Raw genomic sequence first — 14,495 nt, forward strand, 5'->3', positions numbered from 1 at the left:
CTACTATCTTTTGAAAATCGTTTCAAAGGGAGGGTTCCATTTGCCAACGCCATCGATTCCAAAAAAGGGCCGACACATCATCGAGCGAAAAATCCGTTATGACAATACGACGGTGGACCATCACTGCGAGCTTTTGAAAATGGAACTGCCAAAGATCGTGCTGCTGCATAAAGTGGACAAATCGTTTACCATGCAGGCCGGCGTTCGCGAGCTCACGATTCCTGCAGGCTGCTATACGTTTGCCTATTATTGGGTAGACCGTCCTTATAATCTGTATTTTTGGAGAGACAGCAAAGGGCAATATATCGGATCTTATTTTAACATTGTCCGGAATACGGCCGTTACGGAGGAGGCGGTGATTTTCGAAGATTTGATCATCGATCTGTTGGTGCTGCCCGATGGGGAATATTTTGTGTTGGACGAAAACGAGCTGCCCGAGCCGCTGCATCGGTTCGAAGGCGGGGGCGTGCAGGATGCGCTTCAGTCGCTGATCGGCCGAATGGACGGCATCATCCGGGATGCCATGACGGAAACCGAACTGCTGGGGGCTGAACTCTATGGTTGAATCCACCCGTGCCATTCCCGTCATATGCAGCGGAATCGCTGCCGGCTTATTGAAAAAAATCGATGATGAATACAAGGTGCTGCTGTTAAAACGCTCTTCTTCCGTGCTGCATGGCGCATGGTGTTACATCGGCGGAAGCATCGAGGAAGGGGAAAAGGCCTGGGAAGCCGCCTTCAGGGAAATTCGCGAGGAAACGGGGATTAACGAGGTTTCGCTTTACGTTTCCAATGCATTCGACGAGTTTTATTCGCCGGCAGGAAACTACATTTACAAAGCCCCCGTATTTGTCGGGTACGTCGCAGACGGCCAGAACGTCGTTTTAAACGACGAACACAGCGAATATCGCTGGCTTTCGTTCGAAGAAGCCGCGGAAACAGCCGCGCTGCCGGGCAACGATGAGGTTTTGAAAATTGATCGAAAAACATTTTGTCCGCAAAAAACCGTCCGAATGGCTTCGCGTTCAACCTTGAAGGAGGAGTTCAGGTGAAAACGTACATATATATGGTAAGACATGGGGAATCGCCCAAAACGGAGGGAACGGAGAGCACGCGAGGGCTCACGGAAAAAGGGAGGTTAGACGCCCGCCGGGTCACCGAACTTTTGCGGGAGGAAGGCATCGGCGTATTTGTTTCAAGTCCGTACGCCCGCTCGGTGATGACCATTCGGGAGTTAGCCGACCAAGCCGGGAAGGAGATCATTGTATACGAGGATCTTAAAGAACGGAAATTTGACGCCGGTGAACATCGGATTTCCGATCGGGAGCTGTCCCCTTTGCTGGACCGGTCGTTTGCGGATCCGCATTATGCCTTGCCGGGAGGGGAATCCAACGCGGCTTGCCGGCAGCGGGCGATCGGCGTTTTAAAGGAAATTTTAGATGTTTACCGCGGACAAAAGATAGCCATTGGCACCCATGGGGCCGTGATGACGCTGATGATGGGGCATTACGACAGCCGATACGGTTTGGAATTTTTGCTCCAATTATCGAAGCCGGATGTGTACCGGATGCAATTTGACGGTCAGGAACTGATAGAGGTTAAAAGATTGTGGGATGAATCCGCGAATGTTTGAAAAACAGCATTCGAAGGCAAAAACGAGCGTGAATCGCGAAAGGAGAAATCGTCTTGGAAGCTTTTGAGCAACTCCATCCAAACATTCCTTGGCAGCGGTTAACGACCCCCTACGGGAGAGGGACGGACATTCCGCGGCTGATCGAGACGGGACAATTTGAATCATTGGCCGAGCTGGCCGAGCATCAAGGCACGTTATGGCAGGTTACGCCATGGGTGCTGCTTGAACTGCTGCGCGGTCTTGAGCTGCGGGGTCCGAAGGAGGCTGCTTCGGGTGAAATCAGGGTGTGTTTGAATGTCGCTTCCGCGCTATCCGATCAGGATTTGGAATTGGAACATCCGGTAACAAGCATGAACGAGCTGTTGAACGAGAAATATCTTTGGCCTGAGGACGAAGAGGAAGACGAACTGGAATGGGAGAGAGGAGAACCGGCCGGATACGACCCCGAGGCGTTTTTCAGCTATTACTATTACAGCGATTTCTTGTTGAAGCAGGCGAGACCCTTGTTTGAGGATATCATGCGCGTCAATCCCGACCTTGCGCCCGAGGTACTGGAACTGCTGGAGCTTTTGAAATAAATTCGGCTAGCGGCCGTTTTTTTGCAGCGAATGGAACGTTGAAAAACGGCCCATCTTGGCCCTGGTCGCGCCAAAGTGAATGAGCGGCTGGATGCGCTGCTATTTACCTTGGAAGAAATGCTCCGTCCGATCGGAGATTACCGGGAACAACCCACAAGAGGAGGAAAAAGATGCTGTTCGAATCTTCAAGAATTTATTTTCGAAAAATGATGGAAGACGATATTCCCATATATCATCAATGGAGAAACGACCCGGACGTCATGCGGACGACCAGTCCGTACCTGGATGTGTATACCTTCGCGGAAACCCAGGCGTTCGTGGAACAAGTCATATTGGGATCCGGCACATCCAAAAGCTACATGATCATCGAAAAACAATCGCAGGCACCCATCGGCATCACTTCACTGGTTCAAATCGACCGCAAAAATCGCAACGCCGAGTGCATCATCGATATTGGCGACAAGGAATACTGGGGGAAAGGCTACGGCACGGAGGCGCTTTCGCTTTTGCTGGATTACGCCTTTTCCGAAATGAATCTGCACCGGGTGTCGCTGCAGGTGTTTGCTTTTAACCTAAAGGCCATATCCATGTACAGGAAAATCGGATTCAAGCAGGAAGGGATTTTGCGCGAGTTTCTGTTCAGGGAAGGCGCTTGGCATGATTTAATTCAAATGGGCGTCCTCAAGCACGAATACAACGGCAAAAAACTCAAGTGATCGGGGGAGCGGTTTTGGATAACGCGTTTTTGGCGGAACCGGGTTTCGAGTATAGGGACGAATACATAGATTTCTACGAGGAATGGTTAGCCAGCGGAGAGTCCATCGTGCCTTGGGTGGTTAGCAGGGAACCGTCCGACTTTGAAGGCATGCTTCAGTTTTTGCGGCAAAATGAAAAGGGGGAAGGAATCCCGGAAGATTGGGTGCCGAGCTCCACTTATTGGCTCGTTGCCGAAAATAAACGCGTGATCGGGGCGGTCAACATCCGGCATCGCCTGAACGAAAAACTGCTGCAAAGCGGCGGCCATATCGGGTATGGCATCCGTCCGGCCGAACGGCAAAAAGGTTATGCCTCCCTATTGCTTTCTTTAGCTCTGGAAAAAGCAAAGGAGCTCGGCATTACGAAAGCGCTTGTCGCATGCGACGACTGGAATGGGGCTTCGGAAAAAACGATTTTGAAAAACGGTGGGGTGCCGGACGCCAGTTTTACGGAAGAAGACGGGAATATCGTCAAACGGTTTTGGATCGAAACCTGATCTATTCGAAAAATGCATGCACAGCAGAAAAAGAGGGGAAGGTCCCATCTTTTTCTGCTGCAGATAATCCAGCGGTTTGGGCGGACTCCCGCTACGCGGATTAGACGCTCTCTTCCAGTGGATGCAACCGACGATCCCTCACGCCCTATGGCTGCCAATTTACGTTAATCGTCGCGGTGCCGCTTGGCGGATATCGTATCCCATACGTTCATCAGTTGAGTGATGGCAGCGTCAATGGTTTCGTACGGAACACCGTCCCGGGCTTGTAGCGAAATTCCTCGAAGAAACGTTTCAAATAACGTCACCAGCATGGGAATATCCGTTGAAGCGGGCAATTCCCCGTTGGCAACGGCCCGTTTGATGCAATCATTCAGCCAACCGTGAACCCTTTCCCGTTCCTTGGCCAGAATCTCTTGAATGTGATGTTGTTCAGGAGAACAGTTTACAGCGGACAACACCAACAGACAGCCCAAAGGATGGGAGTGATCTGTCTGTACCCGCGCCGATTGCCGCAATCCCTGCTCCATGGCTGCTTTTGATGTTAAGCTCGTATCCCTGAAACTTTCCGACACTTGTCCATATGTAGAGATATATTTATCCACCGCTTCGCGGAACAAGGATTCCTTGGAATCGAATGCCGCGTAAAAACTCGCCGCCGAAATATTTCCCATCGCAGCGCGCAGCTGGGCAAGCGAAGTGGATTCAAAGCCGTGTTCCCAAAAAAGCACCATCGCGGCGGCAACCGCTTCGTCACGGTTAAATGCGCGCGGGCGTCCCGTTCGTGGCATAAGAAGACCTCCTTTATTATTTTATACTAATCGATCCATAAGTCCTTGACAAGGAAGCGGAGTTGAAATTAATATATGGAATGACCGATTCACAATTCATCAATGAGCATTTTGCAAAAACCAGAAGCAAGCAACAAATTGTCTCTCTTCATTTTACGGAAAGGGATGTGTGGACAGATGATAACGTTTAGAGATAAGACCTATCGGTGCACCTCCGAAATCGTCCTCAGCTTAGTTAGCGGGAAGTGGAAAATAGCTATTTTAAACGAATTGGCAAAGGGCCCCATCCGGTATAATGAGCTGCGGCGGCTGCTTCCAGACGCGACGCAACGCATGCTTACGATGCAGCTAAGAATGCTTGAAAGCGACGGACTCATTAGTCGCAAGGTTTATCCGGTATCACCGCCAAAAGTGGAATACTGTTTATCCGAACTGGGCGAACAACTGGCTCCCATGCTCCTGATGTTATGCGATTTTGGCACCACCTATATCGAAAGTTTTCCCGATGAAGTATCGCGTGCCTGATAAAAAAGGGATTCAACGCGGCTCGATGTCCGTTTACCTGTACGCGCCATACCTGATCGATCGGCTGAAGATATTAGAACTTTAAAAGGCTGTCCTGAATGTAGCTTGGCGATCGGAAGATCCATTCGCATCAGCATCCGGTATCGGATATAGGCTTGTTATGGAGCTATCCTGTTCCCCTTTACATCACCCAATCAAAGTGCTATGATACGAACATGACGTTAACGTTATATTTCTATCGTGAAGGGAGTGATCGATGATGAACCGCATGCGCATTGGCGAGTTGGCAGAGAGAGCAGGGGTTACCCAGCGCACGGTTCGCTATTACGAGAGCATCGGACTGCTTCCTTCAGGCGAACGCGAGGGCAACGGCCATTACTACTACACGGAAGAAACGGTCGCCCGACTGCGGAAGATCGATCAGTTGAAGATGCTGGGCTTAAGCCTTGAGGAGATTCGGGACGTAATCGAGTCTTACTTCACGGATCCTGGCGGGGTGCAGGCGAAGCGGAAGGTTCTCGGCCTGCTGCGCCGGCATCTGGCCGACACGGACGAGAAGCTCGATGCACTGGGGCAGTTCCGCGCCGATCTGCAGTCCCATATCGAACGCTTCGAGCGGTGGCTCGAGGCTAATGATCATAGCTAAATTTTTTTACCCAAAACATGACGTTAACGTCATGTTTTGAAATTCGAAGGAGGAATGATCTTAATGAGAGAGAACATTGGATTTATCGGCCTCGGCCTGCTCGGGCTGCCCGTCGCAGCCAATCTGCTTCAGGCGGGGTATGCGCTGACCGTTTACAACCGCACCGCGGCCAAAGCGGAGCCGCTCGTTGCCCAGGGCGCGTTGCAGGCGACCCGTCCCGCCGACGTCGTGACGGCCGGGGGCATCGTCGTCACCTTGGTGTGGGACGACGATGCATTGGAAGGCGTCGTCAGAAGCGAGGATTTCCTGGAGCGGCTCGGGCCGGGCGGCATTCACGTGTCCATGAGCACGGTATCGCCGGATACGGGCAGGAAGCTGGCGGACTTGCACGCGCGGCACGGCTCCGTCTATGTCGAGGCGCCCGTATTCGGTCGACCCGAGGCGGCCGCGGCAAAGCAGTTGTGGATTCCCGTTGCGGGTCCGCAGGAGGCGAAGGAGCGGGTGCGGCCGCTGCTGGAGGCGATGGGAGCCAAAGGGATCTTTGACTTCGGCGAAGAAGCCGGTACGGCCGTGCTCGTCAAACTGATCGGTAACTTCCTCATCGTCTCCGCCGCACGCTCGCTGGAGGAAGCACTAGGCATGGCCGAACGCGGCGGGGTCGATCCCCAGGCGGCGGTCAACATGCTTACGAGCACGCTGTTTGCCGCCCCAATCTATCAATCCTATGGCAAAATGATTGCCGAGAAGACGGCAACCATCTCCCAAAGCAAAATTCCGCAGAAGGATGTCGGCCTTTTCCTAGCGGCGGCACAAAACGCGCAATTCCCTGCTCCGCTCGCCAGTCAGCTGCTCGATATGCTTGAGGGTGGAGATCGGAGCAGACAGTAGACTGAGCCGATTCGCATCATAAGAAGGGGCTGTAACTCGAAAGGGACAGCCCCTTACCTTATGTTTTGTTATACAAGCTTGCTCCGCATTAGCCGCGAAGTCCAATTTCCTCTTTAAATGCACTTCTGCTGCGGGCACCCCGCTCCAAACGATAGTTGATCATAGCCAGCACGGCTGCCAAGACGGCAACGATCCCCCCGGACCAGGAAAGATCAATGAGCTTCATATTTGTCGTGACAAATCCTCCCAAAGCGGATCCGATCGCAATGCCAACATTGACGGATACGGAGGTTAAGGACGAAGCCAAGTCCCTGGCTTCCGGTACATGCCGATCGGCCCAATCAATGAAGTACAACTGCATCGTTGAGTTCATGAGATAAACGACCAGAGCCATACATGAGATGCTGATGAGTCCCCCGACAAGCGATCCGGAAGAAACGAATAGCGACGCGAGAATGACGGCTTGAGCCAGGAATACGTAGCGAATTTTTCCCATCCCGTTTCGGGCTGCCAGCTTTCCGCCAATTAACGTGCTAAAGATAGACGCGACGCCATACAGCAAAAAGACGAGGCTAATATACGGTGCCGGAACCAAAAGCACATCCTGGAGCACGGAGCTAAATACGTATAGACGCTATAAGTTGCTCCAATGCTTAACGCAGGAATAAAGAAAGCAAGCACAATTCTGGGATAGGCGAATAATCGGAGTTGTTTTTTGAGTGAACTCCGCGCTCCTTGTAGTCCCCTGGGGATGGTTGCCAAGCTTGCCATCAGAGATACGACTCCCAATAGCGTGGTAAACCAATAGGACAAATGCCATCCGCCCCATTGCCCGATATAAGTGCCAAGGGGCACGCCGAGAACGCTGGCCACGGTAAAACCCGTAAAGATGATGGAGATCACCGGCCCTCTTTTTTCGAGAGGCATCGTTTCACTGGCCACCGCCATCGCAAGTGCAATCAAGACGCCTGTAACCACGGCCGTGACCACTCTGGACGCCAGAAGCAATCCATACGATCCCGATATAGCCGTTATCATATTCCCGGCAATAAATACGCCGATCAAAGCAAGGATGAGCGGACGCTTGGAGAATCGGCTGAATAATGCCGTGAAAATCGGTGTACCTATGGCAAAAGACAAAGCAAAAGCCGACACCAGGGAGCCTGCGACCGATATGGCGATCTTCATGTCCGCGGCTACTTCGGTTAATAATCCGACCATTACAAATTCACTGGTTCCCAATACAAAGGTCAATAAAAATAAATTTATAGTCAAAAGTTTTTGCTGCTTCGTCAAGAAAAGTCTCCTTCCTGCTCTTAACCGGATGACAGAATCTCATTTTGTAAAACTTGAAAAAGCTTAATGTAGGGCTGCGGAATTTGACGGCAAAAGCCATTATCCTATGGCTATGCCGTCAAATATTCCATTCTTGAAGCCTAAATGCTTACAGGACTAAAAATTGCGTTCCGAACCCTTTGCCGGAAACATAAGCCGCCTCCAGTTCCTCCTGATCCCCATGGTCCAATAAAACCACATTTTCGGGATACAGCTTCCCTAGCAAGGCCCAAACGAGAAGTTCATTTCCGCCGGTCGGGATAAAATGAACTCCATCGGCATTCGTCACCAATCCGGAATGCGAGAGAATGTCTGTCGCATGGTGCAAGCTGATGGAGGTTCGCTTCACGGCACCGGCATTGTCGCTGCCTTGCGGCCGATATAAAAAGCGATGCCCTCGAAAAAGCTGTCCGAGATCTATCGTAAACTCGCGGCCCTGCATTTCCAGGCTGAGACGCAGCGTCGTCCGATCGGCACCCGTATTAGGCAGCAACCGGGCAATGAGCGGTTTATCGTCACGTTCTTCGAAAACAGAAAGCGTGTCCTCGCTTACAGGCGTACCTTTTCCTGCTTCGGTACGCGGCGCGGCATAATAATCGTCATATTCATAATCGAAGGAGACACCGGCCAAATCATGTGTTCCTTCGGTCTGTATCGTTTGTACCGGGTGCCATTTGAGCAGGTACCGCGCCGCCGTCCGGGCAGACTCTCCCCAGCCAGCCGGCAGCACGGTTCCGAGGCGGTATTGGAAGCCGTAACCCACTGCGGTCAAACCCGAACTGACCACATTTTGCGCGTGCTGGACAATCGATTTGTGCGTCAACTTTTTCCCGAGCAATTGAGTTAGGAAGACCTCCCGGGCCGGTTCCAGAAAACGCAGTCCTTTGAACTCCGTATATTCCTTGACTTCAAACGGAACTTCCTCCCAATTGGCAAACGGTAGCAAGGCATCCCGGAGCAATACGAATTGGTGCAGGTATTCATTATAAATCTGCATGATCCTTGGACCGCCGAAGGGTCCCCAAACCTGAGCAATAGCCTGCGGGATCAGGGCATGACCGTAACAATGGCTTCGAAATTCCATCTTTCCTAACGTTTCCGGCCCGTACTTAGCCAGCGTCTTTTTTTCGGCATTATATTCCCGGGCCCAGCTTACCAATTGCTCGCCGATTCGCACCGCTTGGGCTGTGAGTTCGACGCCAGCTTTATCTTCTAGCGCCAAGGGGCCCAGCGGCAGGGAGGACACACGTCCGGATATCGCCAAATTAGCCTGGAGACTGTCCAAGAGTACCGTCGGATCGCCGTTTACCGGTTCCCCAAGCTGAACCAGCATCGCCTCAAGCATCTTGTCCAGCTCCATCACGATTTCTTTTGCCCGATATACACCTGCAGGCAAATTCCAATCCAAAGTTTCGTTCATGCCCTGTCTGATGGAGTCGCTAGGATATTTGCCAATGAGAGACTCAATGTCGATCGCCTTCCCCCATACGATTTGCGTATCTTTCAAAGTCAGTCGATATTCTTGCATATGTTCGCACCTCACATACCATTTTTTAAACGACCGTGCCGCTTGTCGAAATCTGGATCGATCGTTCTGTATGTAGGTTATCAGGTTCTATTCTGTTTGAGTAGTACGCACTTTTTTGTATGATCCGATCATTTTTGTAAGGTAGGATACTTTTTGATACTGAGAACAACACGCGCCGCGCTTGTAAAGATCATCCCGGCCGGTTTTGCGCTCTGGCCATCGCGGGTGAACGGGGGATTTGATGTATTTTGGGGTAAAGGACAGGACATCGAACATAAGGAGGAGAGAGGATAAAAGAAAAAGAGGGGAGTGGTCCCCTCTTTTTTGCTTCAGATGAGCCTGTGGCGGATTGAGCGGAAGACGAGCCTCTCCTCTTCAGAAACAGAAGTACGACGTTCATTTCCAATGGATTAGGGCTGTCAATCCCTCACGCCTTATGGCTGCCAATTTACGTTAATCGTCGCGGTGCCGCTGGCCGGCGCGGTGAAGGTGTGGTTGCTGCCGCCTTCCCACGTGACGGTGGAGCCTTGTTTCTTCAAAAACTTGAACTCGATCGTCTTGCCGGCCGGAACGCTGACATCATAATACCAATTCGGATATTGGTAAACGACCTGATTGTACATTGGCCCGATTGCTTTCGCCGGGTCCCAGTTCCCCAGCTCGCTGACACTGCCCGTCAGGTAAACGTTTTGCCCAAGCGCCGTCGTCGCGTTGTTCACCACGAAGCGGACGCTGACCTGATCTCCGGACAGTACCTCGAAGTTGTCGTACACATTGCTTTCCGTACCGGCGGCGTTTGCGATTTTAATATTGTAGATGCCGCCGGCGACGGCAGGGATTTTCACTTTAATTTCCGTGTCTTCCCAAGCCGTGATGTTTGCGCCGGTGACCGCCGTCGTACCGAAGTAGACGGTGCCTTTGGTTGAGCCGAAGCCGCGGCCGTCGATCGTGATCGTCACGCCAGGCTTGGCCATCATCGGCCCGACATGCCCGATGGTCGGCGTTGCCGTTGCCGTCGTGTATTGCCACACGGCCGTGCCGCCGGCCGCAAGCGTGAAGTTCGACGCGGCTCCGCCAGTGCCGACCGTTAACGCATTGCCGTTCAGAAGACCGCCAAGCACGTCATTGTAGCTGCCTTGCGGCAGGGAAGTCACAAGCCCCGAGATGGAAGCGGGCGTGTTCAAATTGCGGTTGACGGCAACCACGGCAACGTTGCCGCCGAACTTGCGCTCATAAATGAGCACGTCGTTGTTGATCCAGCGCTCCTGCGTTGATCCGTAGGCGATCGCCGGATTCGACTTGCGCAGCGGCGCCAGCTTTTGAATGACCTGATAGGCGGTCGTCGACGTGGAGAAGGAAGGGATCCGCGCTCGATTGTCCGGATCGGTCCCGCCCGACATATACTGCTCGGTGCCGTAATAAATGGCCGGCACGCCGCGCGAGGTCAGCGTGAACGCCAAAGCTTGCTCGAGTTTCCGGCGGTTCGCATTGCTTGCGTGGAAGCGCTCCATGTCATGGTTGTCGATGAACGTCACCTGGTCGTCCACCTGGGCGTAATCGGCTGCGGAGCCCTCCAGCATCGCCTTCAGGCCGTACATATTGTCGGTGTTGTCCCGGAACACCTGCCGCACCTTTTGGGCAAAACGGAAATCGAGCAGGCTCATGCCCGATTCGTTGGCGAACTGGTGGTTTTCCGGGCTCACTTCGTTTACGCCAAGGAACCACTCGCCGAAGGTGAAAACCGGCTTATAGTTGTTGACGGTAGCCATAAAGCTCTTCTGCCAGCCGAACGGCATATGTTTCACCGCGTCCATACGGATGCCGTCGATGCCAAGGTCCAGCCACATTTTGATCGCGTCCTTCAAGTAAACGTCCACGGTGCTGTTGTTGTGGTTCAGATCGGCGAGATCGTACAGGTTTTTGTAAATGCCGTTTTCGATCGTGGAAAAATCGGTACCGCCGTTATGATGGAACAAATTTTGCGTATCGTTCGTATAACCGCCGAGCAGCGTGCCGTTATTGTACAACCGGCCGTTCTCCGCGAAGGAAGGCTGATCGGACGAAGCCGGCGACGTATGGTTCGGGGCAAAGTCGATAATGACCTTGATGTTTTTCGCATGCGCGGCGGCGATCAGATTCTGGAAGTCCGCGATCGTGCCGTAGGCCGGATTCGTCTTTTTGAAGTCCCGGGCCCAGTAGCCGTGATAGGCGGTATTGTTCACGCCGGAATAATTGATGATGCTGTAGATGTTCTCGACCGGCTGCGAGATCCAGATGGCGGTGATGCCCATCCCGGTCAGGTAGCCGTCGTTGATTTTGTTGATGATTCCCTGCCAGTCGCCCCCGCAATACAACCGAAGGTTCGTGCAGGTCCCGTCGAACGCCGCGCCGGTCGGATTGTTGGCCGGATTTCCGTCCGAGAACCGGTCGGTGAAAATTTGATAGATGACGTCGGTGCTGAAATTTTGCTTGTTGGATACCGAGGTATCCGGCGCCGCCTGGGCAGGGCTGAAAAGCCCGAAGATGAGCGATAACCCCAGGGCAAAAGCGGCTGTCGTTTTCAAAAATTTCTTCATATTATACCTCCTATGTAATGATGAGAAGTCCAGACTTGTCCGTTGTCCTCGCAACACCTCCTGGAAAAAAAGGGCGACAAAAAACCCCGGCGTCTCCTATTGAGATACCGGGGTTGTTCCATACCGGATGTGCGGTGAAGGAATGCATGGCCCTTATATTATCGTGCTCGCGTTCCAACCATATTGTAGATGAAAGCGAATACAAATGTCAATAAATAACAGTATTTATTTTCCGACAGATTTTAAATTCGCCTATTTTTCGTGCAGCCCATGTCTCCACCGGGAATCATCATGCTCAAGGTAAACATTGGGCGCAAAGTGGGAATACATAATATGTACCGCTCAAAATCGAATCGTATTGGGGTCTGTGAAATGAGGGATATTCATTTTTTATCTTTAACCTTCGAGCTGATCGTCGGATTTTTTTTGTTGTTTGTCATCGTAAAAATCGTCGGAAGAAAAATGATTCGGCAGATCACGCCGTTTACCTTTATCGCCTCGATCATGTTCGGGGAACTGCTCGGCAACGCGCTGTTTGAACCCGGCATCGGTATCGGTTATATTCTTTATTCCATTTCCTTATGGGGATTACTGCTCATCATCGTCGAATATCTCGGGCAAAAATCCTTGTTTTTTCGCGGCCTGTTCGAAGGAAAACCGTCCGCGCTGATCAACAACGGCGTCGTGGATTATCGGCAGCTGAAGAAAAACCGGATGAACCTCAATCAGCTGCAAAGCCTGCTTCGCCAAAGCGAAACCTTCTCGATTCGCGAGGTGGCCTACTGTTACTTGGAGGTCGATGGGTCCCTCAGCATTTTGAAAAAATCCAAATACAAGAAAACGACGCAGGGGGATTTGAAGCTGCCGGAAAAAAAAGTGCACGTCCCCGTAACGCTTATTCGCGACGGGACCGTATTATGGGACGAAATCAAGGATGCGGGTTTTAATGAGGTATGGCTGAAAAAACAGCTTCAAACCCAGCGGGTGTCCGATTACAAAGACGTTTTTATCGCCGAATGGCTGGAAGGAGACGGGATCTTTGTTCAAACCTATGCTCAAAGCCGGCGAAAGTAACCAATCGGGCATTTTTTCTTAGTCCGTCGCTATGCGGCAGAAGAAACAAATTTTGACAAAAACCTCCGGCTGGACTATGATGGAAAATATTTCGCATAGTTCTACATACCTATGAATCTAATAGAACGGAGGGGGAAAATCGCATTGCAGCCATCCAAACAACCATCCATGAAACCGCCCGCCAGACCGGCGTCTTCGCCGGCAGATAGGCAGGCGGGAAGAAGTGCCGGCCAAGTCAGGCCGAGCGGTGCTACAAACTCTCATTCGGGCCGTGTTCCCGCAGCGGGCAACCGCAGCCAGTCCCAATCGTCGCAGGTCCGCAAACCGGCCACAAAGCAAAGCAAAAAAAAGCAGCCCGTGAACCGGCTTGGACAAGCCGTCGTTTCCTTGATCTGCGGAATTTTCGGTATTTTGTTGTTTTTGAACTCGTTATCAAAATTTCAGCTGGTCTCTACATACTATTATTACGACCCTATGCCCATGGCGATGTTTACGATGATGGTATCCTTTATTGTTAATCTTTTAGGTTTTGTGCTGGGGATCCGGGCAAGACGTTCGATCAGCGGCAGAGGCATGGCCATCGCCGGGATCACTTTAACGGCGGTGCCTGTTGTGTTAATGTCGCTGCTTATTCTTTTCGTCATTGCGACCATGTTCATCATAAACGGCGTCAAAGTCAACTAGTCAAAATAGAACCGGACAGACCATTCGATGAGCGTATGAAACGAAAAAAGGGGCCGCAGCCCCTTTTTTCAAGCTTTGCTTTCTCCCCGCAAGCATCCGGTCTAAACGGCCATGTTCCGCGCGATCAGTTTCGTCATCGCATGCTGGTGAGGAACTCCCGATGAATTGCAGTCGAACACCACCTCGGAGCTTTCATACAGGTACCAGTCTTCATAATGGCCGGGCAATTCGCCGGAACGCCATAGATACGCGTTGGTCTCGTTTTCGGGCGGCGGTGCGATAAACGGTTTATGGACGAACGCATTCAAAACATGAAGTCCGTTCGGACGGGTAAATCTTTTGTAGTTCCCGAATATTTCATCGCGCAATTCCGGTTTGATATAATGCAGCACGCCGCTCGAAAATAAAACGTCAAAATGGGAATCCAGGCGGAAATCCAAAACATCCGCTTTAAGCACGTTTACGTTGACGCCGGCTTGCTCTGCAAGCCTTTTGGTTTTTTCGATCCCTGCGTCCGTGATGTCGAATGCGGTGACGTCGTATCCGTTTCTTGCAAAAAACACCGCGTCTTTTCCTTCGCCGCAGCCGATGTCGAGCAGCTTCACATGCCTGGTGGGAGGCATCAGCTGCAGCACCCGGAAACAAGCTTCGTTTGGTTCCGTGCCCCAAATGTACTCGGGCGTCCGGTATTTCTCTTCATACACGGTCACCGGCTTGTCGTAAGAAAGATATCCCAAAAGTTTCTCGATGCTTACCTGCAGCGTTTGGGACAACGCCGGAAGCAATGCGATGTCGGGCATCGATTGCGCATTTTCCCACTTGGAAACGGCTTGAAAGGAGAGGCCCAGCTTTTGCGCCAGCTCCTCCTGCGTAAATCCCCGTTCTTTCCGGTATCTGCCGATATTTCTTGCCAATGTTTCCTTCAACCTGTCCACGCTCCTTTACGTACCTCATTGTACCGGGAGCGCTTCAAGCCGGACAATAACTT

17 protein-coding genes are annotated in these 14,495 nt (G+C 51.9%); 11 read left to right on the forward strand and 6 right to left on the reverse strand.

Features of this window, described 5'->3' with window-relative positions; translation table 11 throughout:
* Positions 1-40 precede the first annotated feature (40 nt).
* From GQY55_RS11610 to GQY55_RS11635, 6 genes are all read left to right on the forward strand, one after another.
* Positions 41-565 carry a DUF402 domain-containing protein gene (locus tag GQY55_RS11610; RefSeq protein ID WP_236575553.1) on the forward strand — a complete coding sequence of 175 codons (525 nt, stop codon included), beginning with the start codon at positions 41-43 and terminating at the stop codon, positions 563-565.
* Positions 558-1,052, forward strand: coding sequence for an NUDIX hydrolase (locus tag GQY55_RS11615; protein WP_236575554.1), 495 nt, complete (start codon positions 558-560; stop codon positions 1,050-1,052). The genes GQY55_RS11610 and GQY55_RS11615 overlap by 8 nt, the downstream gene beginning before the upstream one ends.
* Positions 1,049-1,633 (forward strand): histidine phosphatase family protein, encoded by a 585-nt coding sequence (locus GQY55_RS11620; protein ID WP_160041388.1) that lies wholly within the window; start codon positions 1,049-1,051, stop codon positions 1,631-1,633. Before GQY55_RS11615 ends, GQY55_RS11620 begins: the two co-directional genes overlap by 4 nt.
* A 53-nt stretch (positions 1,634-1,686) precedes the next feature.
* Complete coding sequence (locus GQY55_RS11625) at positions 1,687-2,211, forward strand: hypothetical protein (RefSeq protein WP_160041390.1); 525 nt, start codon at positions 1,687-1,689, stop codon at positions 2,209-2,211.
* A gap of 170 nt (positions 2,212-2,381) precedes the next feature.
* Positions 2,382-2,927, forward strand: coding sequence for a GNAT family N-acetyltransferase (locus tag GQY55_RS11630; protein WP_160041392.1), 546 nt, complete (start codon positions 2,382-2,384; stop codon positions 2,925-2,927).
* Between the two features lie 14 nt (positions 2,928-2,941).
* Positions 2,942-3,463, forward strand: coding sequence for a GNAT family N-acetyltransferase (locus GQY55_RS11635; protein ID WP_160041394.1), 522 nt, complete (start codon positions 2,942-2,944; stop codon positions 3,461-3,463).
* A 164-nt stretch (positions 3,464-3,627) separates the two neighbouring features.
* Here the strand turns inward: GQY55_RS11635 and GQY55_RS11640 are convergent, their stop codons facing one another.
* Positions 3,628-4,251 carry a TetR/AcrR family transcriptional regulator gene (locus GQY55_RS11640; RefSeq protein WP_160041396.1) on the reverse strand — a complete coding sequence of 208 codons (624 nt, stop codon included), beginning with the start codon at positions 4,249-4,251 and terminating at the stop codon, positions 3,628-3,630.
* A 177-nt stretch (positions 4,252-4,428) separates the two neighbouring features.
* On the opposite strand from GQY55_RS11640, the gene GQY55_RS11645 reads away from it, so the two are divergent.
* The 3 genes from GQY55_RS11645 (at position 4,429) to GQY55_RS11655 (ending at position 6,310) form a co-directional block, all read left to right on the forward strand.
* On the forward strand, positions 4,429-4,776 hold the full coding sequence (locus GQY55_RS11645) for a winged helix-turn-helix transcriptional regulator (protein ID WP_160041398.1): 348 nt from the start codon (positions 4,429-4,431) through the stop codon (positions 4,774-4,776).
* Between the two features lie 268 nt (positions 4,777-5,044).
* The gene (locus tag GQY55_RS11650; protein WP_268895008.1) at positions 5,045-5,422 is read left to right on the forward strand and encodes a MerR family transcriptional regulator; all 378 of its coding nucleotides are present in this window, start codon (positions 5,045-5,047) and stop codon (positions 5,420-5,422) included.
* A 63-nt stretch (positions 5,423-5,485) separates the two neighbouring features.
* Entirely contained in the window at positions 5,486-6,310 is an 825-nt protein-coding gene (locus GQY55_RS11655) for an NAD(P)-dependent oxidoreductase (protein ID WP_160041400.1), read from the forward strand.
* An 88-nt stretch (positions 6,311-6,398) separates the two neighbouring features.
* Here GQY55_RS11655 and GQY55_RS31935 read toward each other — a convergent pair whose 3' ends face one another.
* The 4 genes from GQY55_RS31935 to GQY55_RS11670 all read right to left on the reverse strand — a co-directional run bounded on the left by GQY55_RS31935 (position 6,399) and on the right by GQY55_RS11670 (position 11,749).
* On the reverse strand, positions 6,399-6,923 hold the full coding sequence (locus GQY55_RS31935) for an MFS transporter (protein ID WP_306434046.1): 525 nt from the start codon (positions 6,921-6,923) through the stop codon (positions 6,399-6,401).
* Positions 6,836-7,606 (reverse strand): MFS transporter, encoded by a 771-nt coding sequence (locus tag GQY55_RS31940; RefSeq protein WP_306434047.1) that lies wholly within the window; start codon positions 7,604-7,606, stop codon positions 6,836-6,838. Before GQY55_RS31940 ends, GQY55_RS31935 begins: the two co-directional genes overlap by 88 nt.
* Before the next feature lie 148 nt (positions 7,607-7,754).
* On the reverse strand, positions 7,755-9,173 hold the full coding sequence (locus GQY55_RS11665) for a hypothetical protein (protein ID WP_160041402.1): 1,419 nt from the start codon (positions 9,171-9,173) through the stop codon (positions 7,755-7,757).
* Positions 9,174-9,607: 434 nt separating this feature from the next.
* Positions 9,608-11,749 carry an alpha-amylase family glycosyl hydrolase gene (locus tag GQY55_RS11670; RefSeq protein ID WP_160041404.1) on the reverse strand — a complete coding sequence of 714 codons (2,142 nt, stop codon included), beginning with the start codon at positions 11,747-11,749 and terminating at the stop codon, positions 9,608-9,610.
* 381 nt (positions 11,750-12,130) lie between these two features.
* On the opposite strand from GQY55_RS11670, the gene GQY55_RS11675 reads away from it, so the two are divergent.
* Both GQY55_RS11675 and GQY55_RS11680 read left to right on the forward strand, forming a co-directional pair.
* Positions 12,131-12,823 carry a DUF421 domain-containing protein gene (locus tag GQY55_RS11675; RefSeq protein WP_160041614.1) on the forward strand — a complete coding sequence of 231 codons (693 nt, stop codon included), beginning with the start codon at positions 12,131-12,133 and terminating at the stop codon, positions 12,821-12,823.
* A gap of 144 nt (positions 12,824-12,967) precedes the next feature.
* Entirely contained in the window at positions 12,968-13,507 is a 540-nt protein-coding gene (locus GQY55_RS11680; protein ID WP_160041406.1) for a DUF4190 domain-containing protein, read from the forward strand.
* 101 nt (positions 13,508-13,608) lie between these two features.
* On the opposite strand, the gene GQY55_RS11685 is transcribed toward GQY55_RS11680, so the two are convergent.
* On the reverse strand, positions 13,609-14,433 hold the full coding sequence (locus GQY55_RS11685; RefSeq protein WP_160041408.1) for a methyltransferase domain-containing protein: 825 nt from the start codon (positions 14,431-14,433) through the stop codon (positions 13,609-13,611).
* Between the last annotated feature and the right edge of the window lie 62 nt (positions 14,434-14,495).

Source organism: Paenibacillus sp. USDA918EY, assembly GCF_009870825.1.
Taxonomy (GTDB): Bacteria; Bacillota; Bacilli; order Paenibacillales; family Paenibacillaceae; genus Paenibacillus_AQ; species Paenibacillus_AQ albilobatus.